At 71.8% G+C, this 20,304-nt stretch carries 14 protein-coding genes and 1 pseudogene; 10 read left to right on the top strand and 5 right to left on the bottom strand.

Going from position 1 to position 20,304, the window contains the following annotated elements:
- Positions 1-367: 367 nt before the first annotated feature.
- The 4 genes from BR98_RS14455 (at position 368) to BR98_RS42305 (ending at position 7,511) form a co-directional block, all read left to right on the top strand.
- On the top strand, positions 368-2,908 hold the full coding sequence (locus BR98_RS14455) for an RICIN domain-containing protein (RefSeq protein ID WP_232247419.1): 2,541 nt from the start codon (positions 368-370) through the stop codon (positions 2,906-2,908).
- 65 nt (positions 2,909-2,973) lie between these two features.
- Positions 2,974-4,638, top strand: a complete 1,665-nt coding sequence (locus tag BR98_RS14450) for an RICIN domain-containing protein (protein ID WP_035844954.1) — start codon at positions 2,974-2,976, stop codon at positions 4,636-4,638.
- A 153-nt stretch (positions 4,639-4,791) separates the two neighbouring features.
- Positions 4,792-6,168 carry an ATP-binding protein gene (locus tag BR98_RS42310; RefSeq protein ID WP_324606672.1) on the top strand — a complete coding sequence of 459 codons (1,377 nt, stop codon included), beginning with the start codon at positions 4,792-4,794 and terminating at the stop codon, positions 6,166-6,168.
- Complete coding sequence (locus BR98_RS42305; protein WP_324606671.1) at positions 6,075-7,511, top strand: helix-turn-helix transcriptional regulator; 1,437 nt, start codon at positions 6,075-6,077, stop codon at positions 7,509-7,511. Before BR98_RS42310 ends, BR98_RS42305 begins: the two co-directional genes overlap by 94 nt.
- 648 nt (positions 7,512-8,159) lie before the next feature.
- Here the strand turns inward: BR98_RS42305 and BR98_RS14435 are convergent.
- Positions 8,160-9,011 (bottom strand): alpha/beta fold hydrolase, encoded by an 852-nt coding sequence (locus tag BR98_RS14435; RefSeq protein WP_051969763.1) that lies wholly within the window; start codon positions 9,009-9,011, stop codon positions 8,160-8,162.
- 216 nt (positions 9,012-9,227) lie between these two features.
- Here BR98_RS14435 and BR98_RS14430 point away from each other — a divergent pair, with 216 nt between their 5' ends.
- The gene (locus tag BR98_RS14430; RefSeq protein ID WP_035844952.1) at positions 9,228-10,877 is read left to right on the top strand and encodes a tannase/feruloyl esterase family alpha/beta hydrolase; all 1,650 of its coding nucleotides are present in this window, start codon (positions 9,228-9,230) and stop codon (positions 10,875-10,877) included.
- 108 nt (positions 10,878-10,985) lie between these two features.
- Here BR98_RS14430 and BR98_RS14425 read toward each other — a convergent pair whose 3' ends face one another.
- From BR98_RS14425 to BR98_RS14415, 3 genes are all read right to left on the bottom strand, one after another.
- Entirely contained in the window at positions 10,986-11,165 is a 180-nt protein-coding gene (locus tag BR98_RS14425; protein ID WP_035844951.1) for a hypothetical protein, read from the bottom strand.
- Positions 11,166-11,282: 117 nt separating this feature from the next.
- Positions 11,283-14,087, bottom strand: coding sequence for a helix-turn-helix transcriptional regulator (locus BR98_RS14420; RefSeq protein ID WP_035844949.1), 2,805 nt, complete (start codon positions 14,085-14,087; stop codon positions 11,283-11,285).
- Positions 14,088-14,144: 57 nt separating this feature from the next.
- Complete coding sequence (locus BR98_RS14415) at positions 14,145-14,750, bottom strand: VOC family protein (RefSeq protein WP_083976568.1); 606 nt, start codon at positions 14,748-14,750, stop codon at positions 14,145-14,147.
- Positions 14,751-15,232: 482 nt separating this feature from the next.
- Here BR98_RS14415 and BR98_RS14410 point away from each other — a divergent pair.
- The 4 genes and pseudogenes from BR98_RS14410 to BR98_RS14395 form a co-directional block, all read left to right on the top strand.
- Positions 15,233-15,727, top strand: a pseudogene (locus BR98_RS14410) (cytochrome b/b6 domain-containing protein); the annotation flags it as partial.
- A gap of 142 nt (positions 15,728-15,869) precedes the next feature.
- Positions 15,870-16,940, top strand: a complete 1,071-nt coding sequence (locus BR98_RS14405; protein WP_035852159.1) for an alpha/beta fold hydrolase — start codon at positions 15,870-15,872, stop codon at positions 16,938-16,940.
- A 27-nt stretch (positions 16,941-16,967) separates the two neighbouring features.
- On the top strand, positions 16,968-17,399 hold the full coding sequence (locus BR98_RS14400) for an SRPBCC family protein (RefSeq protein ID WP_035844947.1): 432 nt from the start codon (positions 16,968-16,970) through the stop codon (positions 17,397-17,399).
- A 28-nt stretch (positions 17,400-17,427) separates the two neighbouring features.
- A complete protein-coding gene (locus tag BR98_RS14395) occupies positions 17,428-18,264 on the top strand; it encodes a helix-turn-helix domain-containing protein (protein ID WP_035844945.1) in 837 nt (278 codons plus the stop codon).
- On the opposite strand, the gene BR98_RS14390 is transcribed toward BR98_RS14395, so the two are convergent.
- Positions 18,239-19,162, bottom strand: a complete 924-nt coding sequence (locus BR98_RS14390; protein WP_035844943.1) for an alpha/beta hydrolase — start codon at positions 19,160-19,162, stop codon at positions 18,239-18,241. The genes BR98_RS14395 and BR98_RS14390 overlap by 26 nt on opposite strands.
- Before the next feature lie 276 nt (positions 19,163-19,438).
- Here BR98_RS14390 and BR98_RS14385 point away from each other — a divergent pair, with 276 nt between their 5' ends.
- Positions 19,439-20,215 carry an alpha/beta hydrolase gene (locus BR98_RS14385; RefSeq protein ID WP_035844941.1) on the top strand — a complete coding sequence of 259 codons (777 nt, stop codon included), beginning with the start codon at positions 19,439-19,441 and terminating at the stop codon, positions 20,213-20,215.
- Positions 20,216-20,304 lie beyond the last annotated feature (89 nt).

The raw sequence follows: 20,304 nt of genomic DNA, 5'->3' as shown, positions 1-20,304 counted from the left end.
GGGGACGCGGTAGAACTACGGCACTGGGCGCGGCCGGCGATCGGGGAAGCGCGGCGCCGGAGTCGGGTGAACCCCTGAAGGCCCGGCGGCGAGGCGGGCCGGGGTGCTCGTTGCCAAAGAGGCAGCCGGGTGACGCAACCGGGCTGCGACCTCTTGATCCAGAAGAACCGAACTCCCTGCAATGCCGGGCGATTTGCTGTGCCGCGAAGCCGAGGCCGCCCACCACGGGAGCGTCTGCTCAGGTTCGCAAGCAGGTTGAACTCATCAAGCCGCCCCGCCGTCGTGGCGGCAACACCCCACATCCCGAGTTAACCGAAGGAAGGGCGTTCTCATGGGACGGACAACCGCTGGGAGGTCGGGTGCCCTCGTGACCACCCTGGCACTGGTGGCGGCGACGTGTGTGTCGCTGGTGACCGGGCCTTCGCACGCCCACGCCGACAGCGCGGCCGGCGGGACGATCACCATCGGCGGCAAGTGCCTGGACGACCCCGCGTTCAGTACGGCGGACGGCACCGCCCTTGAGATCTACGGCTGCAACGGCGGCGCGAACCAGAACTTCAGCTGGCAGGGCGACGGCAGCGTCACGGTCCTGGGCAGGTGCCTGGACATCGCCGGGTCGTCCAACGCCAACGGCTCACCGGTCGGGCTGAACGGCTGCAACTCCCAAGCCGCCGGCCAGAAGTTCAGCCGGCTGCCGGACGGCACGATCTACAGCGCGAAGTCCGGAAAGTGCCTGCAGGTGCAAGGCGCCCTCGGCGCCACCCCGCCCCCGGGGATCGGGCTGGAGCCGTGCAACACCTCCAACAGCCTCCAGCAGTGGAACGCCACGCCCGCCCCGGCCTCGCCGTACACCCTGACCTCGGGGGTACCCGCCTACTTCCAGCGCGTCGACGACACCCCCTCCACGGTCTACACCGACCAGAACGGGAGGTTCAACTACCAGTCGGCAAACAGCGGTTACCTCCAGACCGGGCCCCGCCACTGGAACTTCTTCACCGGCACGAACTTCGACACGGCGACCAAGGCGTCCATCAGCAACAGCGGAACCAACCCCGACACCACCGCCTTGTGCAACAACAGCCCGACCGGCGTGGACGCCAGCTACGCTCCCTCCCGGTCCCAGCACTCCCAGCGCAACTTCTGCGACCTGGTCGGCGTCTGGGTCGACCCGGACACCGGCTGGTGGTACGGCCTGGTCCACAACGAGTTCACACCCGAACCGTTCGGCGACGGCTACCACTACGACGCCATCGACTACGCCGTCTCCAAGGACAAGGGTGCGACGTGGACCATCCAGGACCACGCCATCACCTCCCCGTACAGCACCAAGCGCGGCGACACGGGCCAGTTCCCCAACCAGACGTACTACTACGGTGACGGCGACCCGCGGCTGTTCGTCGACTACCGGTCCGGCTACTTCTACGTCTTCTACCTGGCACGACTGGTGGACAAGGCCGGTACCTGGGGAGGGTTCTCCGAGCATGTCGCCCGGGCGCCCATCTCGCAGAAGATGGCACCCGCGTCATGGACGAAGTGGTACGACGGCTCCTGGTCGACGGCCGGTGCGGCAGGCGCCGAGAGCGACATCATCCCCTCCAACGGGGTCGGCCCCGGCTACATCGCCCCGGGCGACGACTACTCGCCGAACACCACCGGCAGCATCAGCAGCCAGATAGCCGCAGGCCGCACTCCGCCGTCCTCCCAGCTGTCCGTCATGAACATCGCCTGGGACGCCTACCTGGGCAAGTACATCGGTACGCCGGAGAACGAGACGGGCGCGGACCAGCCCCAGCACTTCTACGTCACCGACGACCTCGCCACCGAGCAGTGGACCGACATCGGCTCCACCGGCAACGCCCAGTCCTCCTGGTACCGGTGGCTGCTCGACTCCGGAAACCTCACCAGCTCCACCATCGTCGGCAAGACCTTCCGCACCTACTGCGCCGTCGACTGCCGCCCGAACGACTCCCAGTACACCCCCGTCACCATCACCTCGACGTCGCTGCCGACTCCGGTCACCGGTACCACGTACCAGATCGCCGCCGGCAACGGACAACACCTGGCCCAGAGCGGCTCCAGCCTCACCACGACCAGCGCCGACGGCAACGCCACCTCGCAGTTGTGGACGTTCACCCCCACCGGCGACGGCTTCTACACGATCACCAACTTCTCCTCCGGCCAGGCACTCGGTGTCGGCACCGGCGACAGCGCCCGGTCCTGGGGTGCCTCCGTCGGCCTGGGAACCCTCGGCGCCACCCCTGCGGTCGGACAGCAGTGGTCCATCCAGACCATCGTCCAAAGCCCTCGGACCAGCGGGGCCTCCACCCCCGCGGGCACGTACCGCCTGGTCAACCGCTACAGCGACCTCGCTCTCAGCCTCACCGGCGGCAGCCTGCCCGCGGCAACCTCCCCCCAGCGAGGCTGGGACAACGCCGGCACCAGCGGCGACACCCGCCCCGCCTCCGCACAGACCCTCACCTTCACCGCGACCACCCCCGCCACCCTCAACGGCACCCATCTGCTGACCATCTCCGGCCAGGCTCTCGACGACCCCGACTTCTCCACCGCACACCCGCAGCTCGACACCTGGCCGAGCAACCACGGCCAGAACCAGAACTGGGTCCTCAGCCAGCAGCCCGACGGCTCCTACACGGTCAAGAACGCCTACTCGAACCAGTGCGCCGACGACGAGCTGCAGAGCCTGCAAGCCGGCGCCCGCGTGATCCAGTACGACTGCGGCGACCGGGACAACCAGAAGTGGAACATCACCCAACTGCCCTCCGGCGCCTACACCATCACCAACCTCCACTCCGGACACCTCCTGACCACCGCGTCCACCTCCAACGGCGCAGCGCTCACGCAGCAGCCGGACACCGGCTCCTCCCTGCAGCACTGGACCATCAGCTGAGGGACCGCCCACCACGCCTGCGCCCGCCCCCTTCGTCCGACACATGCTCAAGGGAAGAAGTGCCCATGCGAACCTTCCGACCCCTCGCCGTTCCGGTCGCCCTGGGCCTTGCGGCCTGTGCTCTCGCCGGGACCACGGCTACGGCCCACGCGGCCACGGCGGCCCCCGTGTCCGGCAACGTCTACACCCTGGCGAACGCCGCGAGCAGCGACGAGCTGATGGACGTTCAGTTCGGCTCGACCGCCCCCGGCGCGCCCGTCATCCAGTACCACTCGAACAACGGCGCCAATCAGGAATGGTTACTGACCCGGACCAGCTCCGGGGCGTACACCATCAGGAGCGCCAAGAGCGGCCTGTGTCTGAACTCCGCCCCGAACCCGCAGACCTCCGCCCAGCTCGTCCAGAACCCCTGCAACGGCACCGCCGACCAGCAGTGGAACATCCAGCCCGTCAACGACGGCTCCGGCACCTACACCCTTGCCAACGTGGCCACCGGCCTGCTCGCCGACGACACCAGGTCGTCGACGGCCGATGCCAACCCGATCATCCAGTGGCCGAGCAACGGCGGCAGCGCCAACCAGCGCTGGAGGCTCACCCAGCTCACCCGGGTCGGCACCTACGCGGCCGGCCTGATGTACGGCGGACCTTCCTTCACCAACCAGAGCATCCGCATGGTCGCGCACACCACCGTCGCAGGTTCCATGCTCAGCATCCGACTGAGCAACCTCTACGGCACCGGACCGCTGACCTTCGATGCCGTCGACATCGCCCAGCAGAGCGGCACCCCCGGCACCGCCGTCGCCGGCACCCACCACACCGCCACCTTCAACGGCAGCACCTCCGTCACCATCCCCGCCGGGAAGGACTTCTCCAGCGACCCGATCCCGATGGTGGTGGCGGCGGACGCGGACCAGCTGGTCAGCGTCCACCTGCCGGGCACGCCCACCGGCACCACCTGGCACTCCGAGGCCGCGCAAACCACCTGGGTCTCCACCGCCGGCAACCACGTCACCGACGACGGTACCGGCAACTACCCGAACCAGCGGGGATCCTGGTACTTCCTCGAGGGCCTCGACGTCACCTCCCGGACCGCCGCCGGAACCCTGGTGTGCGTCGGGGACTCCATAACCGACGGCGCCCATTCCACCTGGAACGCCAACCACCGCTGGCCCGACTACCTCGCCCGGCGCATGAACTCCGCCCCCAGCGGCCCCGCCCTCGGCGTGGTGGAGGCCGGTATCGGCTCCAACCGCGTCCTGACAGCCGTCGGCGGCACCAACCCCTCCCTCGTGAGCCGATTCGACCACGACGTGCTCGGCCAGCCCAACGTCAAGGACGTGATCCTGCTCGAGGGCATCAACGACATCGGCGGCAACACCGGCTCCAACGGATCCACCCCCCTGACCGCCGCGGACCTCGAGGACGGCATGCTGAAGGTGATCGACAAGGCCAACGCGGCCGGCGTGAAGATCTTCGGCGGCACGATCCTTCCCTACAACGGCGCCGGCTACTACACGCCTTACGGCGAGCAGGTCCGAAAAGCCGTCAACGAGTGGATCCGCACCGGTGGCGCCTTCGACGGCGTCATCGACTTCGACAAGGCGACGCAGGACCCCGGCAACTCCCAGGCGCTCAAGCCCGCGTACGACAGCGGAGACCACCTGCACCCCAACGACGCCGGCTATCAGGCGATGGCCAACGCCGTGGACCTCGCCCTGCTCGCGCCGTGACACCGTGACGCGGAGCCCCTGCGGATCCGCTGTTCAGTCAGCTGGCGCCGAGCCGGCATTGGCGGCCAGGTGACCGAATCCATGCAGCTCAGCCGGCCCACTGTTCGTAGGATGGGCGTAGCTCCTCCGGGAGGAACTCGTGCCGGAGGTGACATGCCGCAGGACGCGAAACACCAGCTACTCGGGCGGAACCGGGAGTTGGAGGTGCTGGACCGGCTGCTGCGCGAGGTGCGCGACGGGCGCAGTCGGGTACTGGTGCTGCGCGGCGAGGCCGGCGTCGGCAAATCGGCCCTGCTCGACCATCTGGCCGGGCAGGCGGCGCAGCTCCAGACCGTACGCGCGGCCGGCGTCGAGGCCGAGTCCGATTTCGCCTACTCGGCCCTGCAACGCCTGTGCGCCCCGTTGCTGTCGCACCTCGATCGACTGCCGGCGGTGCAGCAGGACGCGCTGCGTGTCGCGTTCGGCGTGAGCGCGGGGAACCCGCCCGAGATGCTGCTGGTCGGGATCGCTGTCCTCGGTCTCTTCGCCGAGGCGGCGGCCCGGTCCCCGTTGGTGTGCCTGGTCGACGACGCGCAGTGGCTGGACCTGATGTCCCAGCGGATCCTGGCGTTCGTCGGGCGTCGGCTGGACGCCGAATCGGTGGCGTTGGTCTTCGCCGAGCGGACCACCGGCGGGCGGAAGGAGGAGGGCTTCTCCGGTCTGCCGGAGCTTCCCCTGCGCGGGCTGGCCGACGCCGATGCCAGGGCGCTGCTCGACAGCGTGCTGCCGGGGCCGGTCGATGCCCGGGTGCGGGACCGGATCGTCGCCGAGACCGGCGGGAACCCGCTCGCCCTGCTGGAGTTGCCCCGGGACCTGTCACCGGCGGAGCTGGCGTTCGGCTTCGGAGGGCCCGGCTCCGGCCCGCTGGCGACCAGGGTCGAGGACGGCTTCCGCCGGCGGGTCGACGCGCTGCCGGCCGACACCCGCGCCCTGCTGCTGGTCGCGGCGGTCGAACCGGTCGGCGACGGACCGCTGTTGTGGCACGCGCTGCGCCTGCTGGGCATCGGGCTCGAGGCCGCGGCACCGGCCGAGGCCGCGGATCTGATCACCCTGGGAGCCCCGGTGAGGTTCCGGCACCCGCTGGTGCGGTCGGCCGTCTGGCGCGGCGCGGATGCCGCCGCCCTACGTGCGGCCCACCACGCCCTGGCCGAGGCCACCGACGCCGAGCGCGACCCCGACCGGCGGGCCTGGCACCAGGCCCACGCCGCAGTCGGGCCGGACGAGCAGGTCGCCGCCGCGCTGGAGCGCTCCGCCGACCGGGCCCTGGCGCGCGGCGGCCGGGCGGCCGCCGCCTCCTTCCTGGAACGTGCCGCCGCGCTCACCCCCGACCCGAAGGAGCGGGCGCGGCGCGCGCTGGCGGCCGCGGGGCGCACCTCGCCGCGAGCGCGCCGGCCCGGGTGCCCGACCTGCTCGCCGCCGCCGAACTCGGGCCGCTGGACCCGCTGCAGCAGGCCAACGCCGGTCGGCTGCGGGCCAAGGCGTCAGCCATGACCAACTCGGGGTTCGGCGCGGTGCAGCCGTTGCTCGACGCGGCGGGCCGGCTCAGGGACCTCGACCCGGCCGCCGCGCGGGAGACCTACCTCGCGGCGTTCGGCGCGGCCATCTGGGCCGGCCGGCACGACGCAGGCGGACTGCGGCGAGCCGCCGAGGCCGCTCGCGGCCTGCCGCCCGGCGACGAGACGGCAGGAGTCTTCCTCCGCGCCCTGGTCGCCTGGACCATGGACGGGCCGGCCGCCGCCTTCCCGCTGCTGGCGCGGGCGCTGCGCGCCCTCACCGACGACGAGGACCTGGCCGTCCTGTGGCCGGCCGCGAACGCAGCCGTGGAACTCGGCGATCTCCAGGCCTGGTTGGACATCACCGACCGGGCGGTCCGGTTCGCCCGGACGACGGGCACGCTGTCGATCCTCTCGACGGCGTTGCCCTACCGGGCGGCCTCGCTGGGCTATGCGGGGCGTTTCTCCGAAGCCTGGGACCTGCTGGCCGAGGCCGCGGCCATCGAGGAACCCGCCGGCGTAGCGACGCGGATGGTCACGACCGCCCTGATCAGCGCGTACCGGGGACGGGAGCGACCGGCCCTGGAACTGATCGAGGCGATGGAACGGGATGGCGAGCAGCGCGGCCTGGGCCGGCTCACCGCCATGGCGGCGTGTGCGCGGGCGGTGCTCCACAACGGGCTGGGCAACTACTCGCTCGCGATGGAAGCGGCGCTCCGGGGCGCTGAGTACCAGGACCTCGTCGTGCACCACTGGACGTGCAGCGAACTGGTCGAGGCCGCGACCCGGGCCGGCGACCCGGCCGTGGCAGCCCGAGCGCGTGAGCGGCTGGCCGACTGGGGCCGGGCCGGTACCCCCTGGGCCCTGGGCGCGCAGGCGGCCGCCGACGCCCTGACCGGAGCACCCGAGCAGGCCGAAGACCGCTACCGCGAGGCCGTCGACCACTTCGCCCGGGGCGGCCTCGGCGTGTTCGAGGCTCGGACCCGACTGCTGCTCGGCGAGTGGCTGCGCCGCCAGAACCGGCGGGCCCAGGCCCGCACCGAACTGCGCACGGCGCACCAGGCGGCAGCGGAAATGGGCATGGAGGCGTTCGCCGAGCGGGCCCGGCGAGAGCTGCTCGCCACCGGCGAGACCGTCCGCAAGCGGACCCCCGGCCCGCCGGTCCTGACTCCGCAGGAGGCACAGATAGCCCGGCTCGCGGCCACCGGGCACCCGAACGCGGAGATCGGCGCGCAGTTGTTCCTCAGCCCTCGCACGGTCGAGTGGCACCTGCGCAAGGTCTTCACCAAGTTGGGGGTCTCCTCCCGTCGCGAGATCGCCGGCGCCATCTCCGATCGATGACCGCCGTCGGACGATCCGCGGGAGTGACCCCCTGGTGCCTTGCCGCCAGGGTTTCCCACGGGTTCGAGACGCGGGCCGCCGGGAGACCGTGGCGTCATGGACTGGATGATGTTCGAGGCGTTGTGCTCGGTGCTTTACGGATCGTCGCTGCCAGGGTGCCCGTTGCCAGGGTGTCCGCTGCCGAGGCCCGGTTCCGAGCCGGCCGAGGTCGATCTGTGGATCACCCGGCAGACGTATGAGTTCGTCGCAGGCCGAAGCACCTGCGACACGTGCGGGGCGGCACTCGGCCGCGGACTGGACCTTGTCGCCCTCGACTTCCACGAACGGCCCGACCGGGGGTGGTGGATCAGCGTGGGCACGCGATGCCGGGGGTGGCGACGGCATCGGTACCGCGCCCTGGTCACCGAGCGGCACGGGGGACTCAGGTTCGGGGCCCTGCTCCCGGCCGGCCCAGCCGCCCGTCACTGAGCTCCAGGCGCCGCTCCACCTTGATCGCGTCCAGGAACCGCGCGCCGTGGCTGATCACGACGAAGGGATTTTCGCGGCGGGACGAGCCGAGAGGGCGGAGGGCGTGGACGGGGTCCGCCCTCCCGGCTTTCAGGGGGCCGCTGTTCGGCGACCGGAGTATGACGGGTGGTCAGCGGGTGGTCAGCGGGTGGCGCGGGCGGCCTTCTCGATGACGCCGGCCACCAGGTCGGGGTGGGACACCGCGACGGAGTGGGACGCGGCGACCTCGGTGGTGTGGGCGTGGGCGCGCTCGGCCATGAACCGCTGGGCGGCGGGCGGGATGTTGAGGTCCTGGGTGGTGATGATGTCCCAGCTGGGGACGGTCTGCCAGGCGGCGGCGGTGGCCTTCTCGGTCAGTGCGGCCTGGGCGATCGGCCGTTGCGTCGCGGCCGCCAGCGCGGCCTGGCCGGCCGGGACGTCGGCGGCGAACTGGGCCCGGAACTTGTCCTGCTGGATGTACAGGTCGGTGCCCGTGCTGCCGTCGGCGAACGCGTACGGCACCGGGTCCAGCGTGCCGGGCAGGGTGGAGCCGGGGAACTGGTTGGTCAGCTGCAGCGCGGACTCGCCCGGCGCGGGCAGGAACGCGGCGACGTAGACGAGGGCCTTGACCCGCGGCTCGCCGACGGCGGCCTCGCTGATGACCGAGCCGCCGTAGGAGTGGCCGACGAGGACGACGGGGCCCTTGATGTGGTCGACGAGGCTGCGCAGCGCGGCGGCGTCGGAGGCCGGGCCGCGCAGCGGGTTGGCGGCGGCCACCACCGGGTAGCCGTCGCGGCGCAGCTTGGCGATGACGCCGTCCCAGCTGGAGGCGTCGGCGAACGCGCCGTGTTCCAGGACGACGGTCGGCTTCGCGCCGCGGTCGGCCGCCGCCGGGGTGGTCGCCGCGTCGGCGGTGCCGGTGAGGGCGAGGGCGCCGATCGCCACGGTGGTGCCGACCGCAGCGGCCGTCGCCGCGATGAACCGCCGCTTGCGACCGTTCTCAATGTTCGACATGGGCCACGCTCCTGGGATGAGAACAAGTGGACTTGGTGGCCTTCACTGTCGCCCGCGGCTCGTCCCGGCCACATCGGTCATGTGACTTCAAGCCTGCTGCCGTCAGGGCGCTGCCCGCGGCGTTCCCGACTCAGCGTCAGCTGACTGATGTGCCCGACCCGGTGTGCCGACGAGAGTGATCTCGCCATCCCCGAATCCCGAATCCGAGGAGAGATCATGAAACGACGGCTTCTGACCTTCGTGGCGGCCGGTGTCTCGCTGGCGGCGGCCGGTGTCGTCTACGCACCGGTGAGCGCGTCGGCCGGTCCGGTGCCCACCGCGATCCTGGCCGCCGCCGCCGGCCCCGCTCCGTTCGCCTGCACCCCGTTCCAGCCGTCGGCGCCGGACGGCACCGCGGTGGAGTCGGTGACCGCGACGGCCGTCCCGGCGGGCACGTTCCAGGTACCCGGTACGCCCCCGTTGGGCGGCTACCCCGTCCCCGACGTCCCGGCGCACTGCGAGGTGACGGTCACGCTGACCCACCCGGGCGCGAACGACCACGCCAAGGTGCAGGTCTGGCTGCCGCAGGCCGGTTGGAACGGCCGCTTCCAGGCGGCCGGCGGCGCCGCCTACGCCGCCGGGAACATCGGCTCGGTGGCCGCGGCGGTCAAGCAGGGCTACGCGGCCGCCACCACCGACGCCGGCGTGGGCACCAGCGGCCTGGACAGCAGCTGGGCGCTGAACGCCCAGGGCCGGATCAACACCGCGCTGCTGCAGGACTTCGCCTCGCGCTCGGTCCACGAGATGGCGATCGTCGGCAAGCAGGTCGTCGGCGCCGTCTACGGCCACGCCGCGTCCTACTCCTACTTCAACGGCTGCTCCACCGGCGGGCGCCAAGGCTACCTGGAGGCCCAGAAGTACCCCACCGACTTCAACGGCATCAACGCCGACGCCCCCGCCGTCAACTGGAACCAGTTCGAGGTGGCCACCCTCTGGCCGCAGGTGGTGATGAACCAGGAACACACCTACCCGACCACGTGCGAGTTCGACGCCTTCAACCAGGCCGCGCTGAAGGCCTGCGACAAGCTCGACGGCGCGGTGGACGGCCTGATCGGCGACCCGAACCGCTGCGACTTCGACCCGCGCCGCCTGATCGGCACCAAGGTGGTCTGCGACGGCAAGGAGTACACGATCACCGCCGCCGATGCCGACGTGGTCCGCAAGATCTGGGACGGTCCGCGCGACACGAACGGCAAGCGGCTGTGGTACGGCCTGCCGATCGGCGCCGACTTCTCCTACCTGGCGGCCAGCAAGACCGATGCGAACGGCGTCACCACCGGCTCGCCGTTCCTCGTCCCGGCCCAGTGGGTCGCCAATTTCGTGGAGAAGCAGCCCTCGTTCAACACCGCGAACCTCAGCTACGCGCAGTTCGACGAGATCTTCCACAAGGCCCGCGCCGAGTACGACTCGGTCATCGGCACCCGCGACGCGGACCTCTCCGCGTTCCGCAACGCCGGCGGCAAGCTGATCACCTGGCAGGGCGACGCCGACCAACTGATCCCCACCGCGGGAACCGTCGACTACCGCAAGCGCGTCGACGCCCTGATGGGCGGTACCAAGAAGGTCGACGACTTCTACCGCGTCTTCCTCGCCCCCGGCGTCGCGCACTGCGGCCTGAACAGCGGCAGTGTCGACGACCTGGCCGCTCTGACCGCCTGGGTCGAGCACGGCCAGGCCCCGAACGTGCTGCACGCCAACCTGCCCACCGCCACCGGCCAGACCGTCGCCCGCGACGTGTGCCGCTACCCGATGGTCTCCCGCTACACCGGTCACGGCGATCCGGGCGCCGCGAGCAGCTTCCGCTGCGTCCAGGCCTCGCACCACTGACCGGCGCGCAGCAAGTTCGGGTCCGCCCCTCTCGGTTGGGGGGCGGACCCGAGCGCGCTGTCGACTCGAAGGCTCTGTCGACTCGAACGCTCCGTCGACCCGTGGTGCTCAGAGGCCCAGGTCCGCCGCAAGGCAGGAGAACCTGACCGCCAGGCCGTCGGGGTCGTAGGCGTCCCGTGCGTGATTCGCCGACAGCACCGCCTTCTCCTCGACCATGTCCTCGAAGGCGACGCGTTCCGGGAGCGCGCCGAAGCGGGCCTTGCGGATCTCCGCCGCTTGCTCGTTCATGCCGGGATCACTCATTTCGGTACCTCCGTATCGTCAACACCCTTGTGGGTCACAGATGGTCGGCGTCCACCACGGCCTGGGCGAACGCCGTCGGCGCCTCCTGCGGCGGGCGCTCCTTCACCCACCCCCCGATGGACGGTCGGTCTCGGTCCGGCTCAGCGCGTCGCGCAGCGCCGCCCGGGTCGTGACACCCAGCTTGGGGAAGATGCGGTACAGGTGCGAGCTGACGGTGCGCGGCGACAGGTGCATCCGCTCGCCGATCTCCTTGTTCGTCAGGCCGCCGGCGGCCAGGTCGGCGATGCGGCGTTCCTGCCAGGTCAGCGAGGCCAGGTTCAGCGTCGAGGCGCGGGGCGGGGCCCCGGTGGCGCGCAGTTCGGCCCGAGCCCGCTCGGTCCAGCCGGCCGCGCCCAGCCGCTCGAACGCCTCGGCCGCCGGGACCAGGTGTTGCCGCGCCGTCGCCCGGCCCTGGACGTGGCGCACCCGGATGCCGTGCGCCAGCCGGATCCGGGCCAGCTCGAACGGGAAGCGGGCGGCGTCCGGATGGGACTCGGCCCGCGCGAACATCTCGGCGGCCTCACGCTCGCTTTCGGCGGTCATCGCGAGCGCGCCGTAGGTGATCAGCCCCAGGCGGGGTGACACGAGCGGCAGACCGGCCTCGCGGGCAGCGAGGGCGTGCGCCCGGGCCTGCTCGACGCGTCCGGTGTGCTGGGCGGCCTCGACGAGATCGAGCAGGGTGCGCGAGGCCTGATACGCATAGGGCCGGAACGTGCCCGGCTGGGTGATGCCGATGGCGTAGAGGTACGCGGCCTCGTAGTCGCCGCAGCTCAGCGCGGCGGTCGCGCCGGCGGAGTCGGCGACCTGGGTGAGGAACCCCAGTCCGCGCGGGCGGGCCCAGGCGTCCACCTCGGCCTGCAGGTCCCGCGCCCGCCCGACCTGTCCGCGCAGCGCCGCGAGTTGGGCCAGGTACGCGCGGCTCTGGGCGGCGAACAGATGGTGGCCGTGCTCGGCCGCCAGGTCCAGGCCGCGCTGTCCGGTGTGCTCAGCCTCGGCCCATTCGCCGACCGCCAGCTGGTCGAGCATGATCTGGTGCAGCATCACCATGCCGGTGGCCACGGCCCCGGTCTCCAACTCGCGGTCCACGATGCGCTGCAGGTGGGGGCGGTAGTGGCTCAGGATGTCGAGGTGGTACGCGGCCGCGCCCAACCGCGTGACGTCCCAGGGTTCCAGATCCGGCAGGTTCGCGGCGGCTTGTCGCACCGGCTCGGCCCAGTCGGCCCCGTGCCTGGTCACATCGCTCCAGGTGCCGCTGTAGAGACGTGAGCGTTCGGTGACGAGGCTCCCCATGGAGGCGAGGAGTCGGTGCGTGCTCTCCCAGGTCGCGCGGTCCCCGCTGTACTGACTGATCGCCAGGAGAAGGATCACCAGCCGGGTGAGGACCTCCCGGGATTCCACGGGCGCGCCGTCCCGCAGCTTCTCGATCGCGGCCGAGACCTGTCGGTGGGTGGAGCGGACGTCCCCGTCCTGGTAGAGCGCCTGGTAAGCGGCCGTCAGGACCGAGGCCGGCGACTGCGTCGAACCGGCGGTGAGGCCCGCCTGGACCAGCCGGTGTGCCTGGCCGAGGCGGGCGGCGTGACCGGCGACGAAGGCCGCGTCGGCCAGCCGTCGGGACCGGTCGGTGTGGTTCTCGCTGAGCTCGGCGGCCCGGGTCAGCCAGGTCACGGCCGCCAGCGCGCCGCCGCGCCGGGTCGCCGACTCGGCCGCCGCCTCCAGGATGTCGGCCACGTCCTCGTCGGGATCGACCGTTGCCGCTGCCAGGTGCGTCGCCCGGCGTTCGAGGTTCTCCCGATGAACCTGAGCCAGCGTCAGATGCGCGGCGCGGCGCTGGTTGGGCGTGGCCATCTGCACGACGGCGGAACGCACCAGCGGGTGGCGGAAGACGACGTCGCCGGTGGTCGCCTCGATGTCGAGCAGCCCGGCGGCCACTGCCGCGTCGGCGTCGCGCATGCCGTAGCGGGTGCCGTAGCGCGTGCCGGGGACGGCCTCGGCGCCGCTCGGGGTCCCGGCGCCGTCGAGCGCGCCCATCAGCAACTCGGCCCGCACCCGCTCGTCGAGGGCTGCGATGCGGGCGCCGAACAGCCGTTGCAGGCGCCGTGGCAACGGCAGGCCGTGCTGACCGACGAGGTCTTCGGCCAGGAGGTCGTTCGACCGGCCGGCGAAGTGGGCGGGCAGCTCCAGCAAGGCCAGCGGGTTGCCCTGGGCCTGCTCCAGCACGGTTCGGCGGAGCTGTCGGCCCAGATCCGGGTACCGACGGTCCAGCAGGCGTGCCGCGTCTTCGTCGGCGAGGGCGGCGATCGGCAGTTCGGGCAGTGCGGCGGTGTCGAAGCGCGATGTGATGTCGGTACGGACCGCGACCAGCAGCTTCACCGGGCTGCCGGCCAGGCGTCGGCCCACGAAGCCGCAGACATCGGCGCTGGCGTCGTCCAGCCACTGCCCGTCGTCGAGGACCAGCAGCAGCGGTTGCTTCGCCGTGGCGACTGACAGCAGGTTGAGAACGGCGATGCCGAGCGTCATGACCGAGGGCGGATCGCCCTGCACTCCGCTGAACACGGCGTCGAACACGGCCCGGGTTCGGGCGTCCAGCGGTGCGACCTCGTCCAGCTGTGCGACGTCGGCGAGCAGCGGATGCAGGAACTGGTGCAGCCCGGCATAGGGCAGCGCGGACTCCGCCTCGACGCCGGCGGCCCGGACGAGGACGTGGCCCTCCTGCTCCGCCAGCGCGGCGGCGTGGCCCAACAGGGAACTCTTGCCGACCCCCGTCTCCCCTCGCAGGACGAGAGCCTGGCCCGTGGCGGACTTCACGAACGCCATGAGTTCCGCCTGCTCGTCCTCGCGGCCCACCATCGTGATGGTGGTCGACTTCATACCGCCCTGCCCCTTCCTGATCTCGCTCGCACCGCCCGGCAGCTCCAACAACGCCGCTCAGCTGCCGAGCCCGGCCGCCCGGGCCAGGTGAGCGGCGTACCACGCCGGCCAGTCCGGATCCGGGTGGCCGAGCTCGCCCTCGTACTTGCCGTGGGCCAGCGCCGTGTCGCGCAGCGCCGACTCGAGCTCCTCGGCGGATCGGTAGACCACGTGGCTGATCCGGCCTGCGCGCCGCGTGGTGACCTCCTGCAGGACGAAGGTGTTGCCGTCCGGGTCGACGAACGACGCGAACGAGCCGTACGACTGCCGCGCCGGGTGCGGGCCGGCGACCCGCTCGGCGGTGCCGGCGTGGTGGAAGACTCCGCCGGCGTCGTGGAAGACCTCGCTGACCTCCACCCCGGCGGCCGCCAACTCGGCGCGGGCCGCGACGACGTCGTCCACGATCAGATGCACACCGCGCTCGGAGCCCGGCGCCGCGTCGGTCACGCCGCTGCCGATGATGAGCGACGCGGTCGAACCGGGCGGGGTCAGGTGCACGACCCGGAAGCCGCCGGGGCCGGAGAAATCGACGTCCTCGCGGAACCCGATACGCGTGTAGAACTCCTTGGCCCGGTCCACGTCCGACACCGGGACCACCACGACCTCGATCTTGAATTCCACCATCGCCAGCTCCTTAGCCGCCATGGAAGCCGGTCGGCATCCACCGACCACGATCCCGGGACCGCGGGCCCGTCGAGCCGGTGCCGAACCCTGGCCCGTACCCGGGCCGGGGGGCGACCAGTGTCCGGCACCGGCTCGACGGGGCGCCGCCGCCGGGGAGTCTGAGGTCAGCCGTTCAGGCCACCGACGTAAGGAGCGCAGGGAGAACCCCATGGCAACCATCCACTTCACCGAGCGGACACCGGTCACCCCGGAGCGTTCGGAGCGATGACGTGCGGGACGCGGCGCTCGTCGCCCCGCGCCGCATCGGCGAGGTCCGGAACCCCCGGGCTGAGGCCCTGGTTGCGCATGGTGGTGCGGCACAGTACACGGCGCAGCCGGGCTGGGCATCAGTCAGATGACTTAGCGGGTCCGCCCCGCCGACGACGCGATTCCGGCTCTGGTCGGATTACCTATGCCGTCCGGCACCCGAGGTGGGGGACAGTATTCTGCTGCCGGCGCCGCTGCTGCTCGGTCTGCTGTCGCCCGCGCTCCGGGCGGACCTGCCCCGGCTGAACCGGTTCGCGGAGTACGACAGGCAGTGGCTGCGTGCGGTCCGCCGGCGGTTGACCTCACCCGCGAGCCGCCCGGCCGGCAAGTTCAACGCCGGTCAGAAGCTCTACGCGGGCTGGATCGCCGGAACGGTCCTGGTGATGGTGTTCACCGGACTGCTGATGTGGTGCACCGGGCTGTTCCCCTTCATCTCCCGCACCAGTGCGATCTTCGTGCACGACGTCCTGGCCTGGGCGATCGCCCTCGTCCTGTTCGGCCACCTGCGCAAGGCGTACCAGGACCCGGAGGCGAGGCGGGGCATGCGTACGGGCCACGTCGACCGGAGCTGTGCGCGGCGCCACCACGCCCGGTGGCTGGCGGACGAGCCCGACGGCAGTGCGGAACCGGGCGGGGCGGTCACCCGTGACGGACCGTCGCTCCCGCGATGACCGTCGCTCCCGCGATGACCGCGATGACCTCGGTCACGACTCACCGTCAACTGACGGATGCGGCTGTCTCCCGCCGGCCCGAGAGTCGGTGCTACCACCCCTACAGCACTCGACACCGGCGAGTACGAGCAACGGAGGACCGATCATGAACAGGCGCAGCTTCAGCAGGGCCGTCGGACTGGGCGCGGGCGCGACCGCCGTCTCGGCGATCGGCCTGCCCACGGCGGCGACCGCCGCGAGCGCCGGGCGACCCGGCGGCACCCGCGGGCCGGCGCCCACCGTGCCGGCGGTGGTCCCGGGCACCCACACGGAGTTCACCAGGCTGAAGCAGGTCCGCGCCGGGGTGCTGGACATCGGTTACGCCGAGGTCGGTCCGGCGCACGGTCCCGTGGTGATCTGCTTGCACGGTTGGCCCTACGACATCCACAGTTTCGTCGACGTGGCCCCGCTGCTGGCCGCGGCGGGCTACCGGGTCATCGTCCCCTACCTGCGCGGACACGGGACCACCCGCTTCCTGTCCGCCGGCACCTTCCGCAACGCCCAGCAGTCCGCGATCGCCGTCGACATCATCGCGCTGATGGACGCCCTCAGGATCGACCGGGCGGTCCTGGCCGGTTTCGACTGGGGTTCGCGCACCGCCGACATCATCGCGGCCCTGTGGCCCGAGCGGGTCAGCGCGCTGGTGTCGGTCAGCGGATACCTCATCACCGACGTCGCGGCGCAGGCGAAGCCGCTGGCCGCCGCGGCCGAGCACACCTGGTGGTACCAGTTCTACTTCGCCACCGAGCGCGGCCGCCTGGCGATGGAGAGCCCCATCGACCGACCTGCCCTGTGCCGCCTGGTCTGGGACACCGTCTCGCCCAACTGGCACTTCGACGACGCCACCTTCGCGCGCACCGCGGCGGCGTTCGAGAACCCCGACTACCCGGCCATCGTCATTCACAACTACCGCTGGCGCCTGGGGCTCGCCGACGGGGAGCGCTGCTACGACGCTCTAGAGAGGAAGCTCGCGGCCCGCCCCAGGATCACCGTGCCCACGGTCACGCTCGACCCGGCGCTGGACCCGTTCACGGCTCCCGGCGACGGCAGCGCCTACCGCTCCTTCTTCGCCGGCCCCTACGTCCACCGCACCCTGAGCGGCGTCGGCCACAACCTCCCCCAGGAGGCTCCCACCGCCTTCGCCCAGGCCGTCGTCGACGCCGACCACCTCTGAGTCCCAACTCCTCATCAAGGACGTGCCATGACAGTCGTACGCATCCACCTCATCTCCACCCTCAGCCCCAAGGAGGTGCTGGGCGTGCTCACCGACTTCGGTCCCTCCCGCCCCCAGGCCTGGCCCACGATCGACGCCGAGCACTTCACGGTGCACGAACTCGGCGACACCTTCGCCGAGGTGACCGAGGGCACCGCGGCAGCCTGGGAGCGTGCGCGCTACCAGTGGGACCCCGAGGGCAACGAGGTCACCATCACCACGCTCGATTCCAAGCTCTTCGGGGCCGGCGGCGGCTGGGTCTTCACGATGACCCCCGAGGGGCGGGGCACCCGCGTCGACGTCCGACTGACCCGCGAGCCGGCCGGTCTCAAGGGCAAGATGCTGGCCTCGCTGCTGCCGGTGGTCGCCCCTTCCGCCCTGCGCAAGTCGCTCGCCGGACCTCTGAAGGCCGAGAAGTGATCCGGGCAGGAAGGCGAGGAGCCCAGCCATGACAGCCGAACCCGGGGAGATCGGGGCCTTCCTCAGGGCCCGGCGGGGCCAACTGGCGCCGCACGACTACGGCCTGCCGGAGACGGACTCCCCGCGCAAGGTGCCCGGACTGCGCCGGGAGGAGGTCGCGCGGCTGGCCGCCATCAGCGTGGACTACTACACCCGGCTCGAACAGGGCCGGGTGCGCGCCTCCGCCTCGGTGCTGGCTGCGCTGGCCCGTGCGCTGCGCTTCGACGAGGACCAGCAGCACTACCTCCACGAACTCGCCGGCCGGACCGAGGCGCGACCACGCCGGCGCGAACCCGTCCGGCGGGTGCGGCCGGCCGTCCAGCGCCTGCTGGACCAGCTGACGCCGACCCCCGCCCTCGTGCTCGGGAACCGCCTGGACGTCCTCGCGTGGAACAGCGCGGCCACCGGCCTGTTCACCGACTTCTCCGCCCTGCCGCCGACCCGGCGCAACTACGTGCGGCTGCTGTTCACGCACCCGGCGATCCGGAGCATGCACCGGGAGTGGGAGCACGACGCCCGCGACGCCGTAGCCGCGCTGCGGATGGCCGCCGCAACGCAGGGCGACGACCCGGAGTTGGATCGGCTGGTCCGCGAACTCTCGCTCCAGGACGAGGACTTCAGGAGCTGGTGGGCGGAGCACCGGGTCATCGGTTCGCACTACGGCTCGAAGCACTACCGGCACCCGGTGGTGGGTGACCTCACCCTGGACTGCGACACCTGGAACAGTCCCGACGGGTCGGGCCGGCTGATGGTGCTGACGGCCGAGCCCGGCAGTCCCGCCCACGACGCGCTGCGCATCCTCACGTCATGGACTGCGGATCGGTGAAGAAGTCGGTGAGCCGGTCGACGGCGGAGGCGATGTGCTTCTCGTCGTCGTAGAGGTCGACGTGACTGGCGCCCTCGATCCAGTGGAGCTCCCTGGGCCCGGTCGCGCGGTGGTGGACGTCGACGGCCATCCAGGAGGTGACGGCCCGGCTGCCGACGATCTGCAGCAGCGGGCGGGGGCCGATCAGCGGGACGGCGTGGAAGGCGTCGAAAGAGGCGAGCCGGTCGACGCTTGACCAGGTCAGGAATCTGGCCGAGCGCTCGTGCCCACCACGGGGAGTGCAGTAGTACTCGAAGCCCTCGAGGCCGTGCTCCCCACCGAGCGCGCGGGCCTGTTCGGCCGTCCCGGGGAAGACGGTCAGCACCCCGGGGTCCTCACCGCGGGCCGCCGCGCTCCGGGCCCGGGCGGCGGCGTCGAGCAGGCTCCGGAAGACGGCCGGGTCCTGGGTGCCGTCGGCGCCGTACCGGAACTGCCGTGCGACATCGACGCCGCTGACGGTGGCGACGGCCCTGACGCGGTGGTCGCCGCCGGCCGCGGACAGGGCGTATCCGCCGGAGGCGCAGATGCCGAGGAGGCCGATCCGGTCGGCGTCGACCACCTCGCGCGTGCCCAGGTACGAGACGGCGGCCTTGAAGTCCTCGACCCGCTGCCCGGGGTCCTCCAACCCGCGGGGCATGCCGCCGGACTCCCCCTGGTGGGCGGCGTCGAACGCGAGGGTGACGAAGCCGCGCTCCGCCAGCAGTTGGGCGTAGGTGCCGGCGGTCTGCTCCTTCACACCAGTGCCCGGATGGCCGACCACGAGTGCCGCGAGCGGACCGGCGGCCGGGAGGTCGGGCGTGTAGAGATGGGCGGCGATCGGGATGCCGGCGCTGTCGAAGGTGACGGCGGTCCTGGCCATGGAAGTCTCCTCGGTTCTCCGGTGCGGGAAGGAATGCTGTGCGGGAAGGAACGCTGTGCGGGAAGGAGCAATGTGCGGGAAGGAACACCTCTACGATCACCCCGGAATCCGGCAGCCAACAGAGACAGGTTTCTGCCTGGGAAGGATTCCGCCCCCCATACGCGTCCGCACGCGCTCGCATGCAGTCATCCGACTGATCCCGGGCGCGGCCGCCGGCCCGATGCTGGGAGGGGCGCCGCTCGTCGGCGCGTCGTCATCGTGTTCGGAGGGCCGGCTGTGATCCGTACTCCCGTCGTGTTCATCCACGGGGCGTGGCTGCACGCGTTGTCATGGGAGCGCTGGGAAGAGCGCTTCGCCGCCGTCGGGTACACCACCCGCGCCCCCGGATGGCCGGGCGAGGCGGCGACCGTGCGGGAGGCACGGGAGCGTCCGGAGGCGCTGGCCGGCATCGGACTGGACGACCTGACCGACCACCACGCCGCGGTGGTGGCCTCCTGCGAGGTCCCGCCGGTGATCGTCGGGCACTCGGTCGGGGGACTGATCGCACAGCAGCTCATCGGCGCCGGCCTGGGGCGGGCGGCGGTAGCCATCGCACCGGCACCGTTCAGCGCCGTGGCGCCACCGCCCGACGAGGGGTGCGCCGGTGGACTGGTGGACGTCCCGTTGCAGCTCCCGGTCGGGCGCTTCCGCGAGGTCTTCGCCAATGCCGTCAGCAGCGAGGAGGCCACGCTGCTCCACGAGCGGTACGCCGTGCCCGGCCCGGGCCGGCTGCTCGGCGAACTCGGCCGCGGCGGAGCCGCGCGCCGCCTGGAGGCCATGGTGGACACCGCCAACACGGCGCGGGGCCCGCTGCTGCTGGTCTCGGGCCAGGAGGACCTCGTGGTACCCGACCGGCTGACCCGCGGCGCGTACAAGGAGTACGGCGACTCCACGGCGCCGACGGACCTCAAGCAGTTCGCCGACCGGGGCCACTCGCTGGTCGTGGACAGCGGCTGGCGGTCCGTCGCGGACTATGTCCTCGGCTGGCTGGACCGACGCGGCGTCAGACCCTAGGGAGCGTCCAGGGCGCCTCCCTCCACGCGGGCGTCGCCCAGCGCGGGGTGTGTCAGGCGTGGTGGTGAACGTCCCGTCGGGGCGCAGTC

This window comes from Kitasatospora azatica KCTC 9699 (assembly GCF_000744785.1).
In the GTDB taxonomy this organism is placed as follows: Bacteria; Actinomycetota; Actinomycetes; order Streptomycetales; family Streptomycetaceae; genus Kitasatospora; species Kitasatospora azatica.
This window is presented reverse-complemented; position numbering and strand designations above follow the sequence as displayed.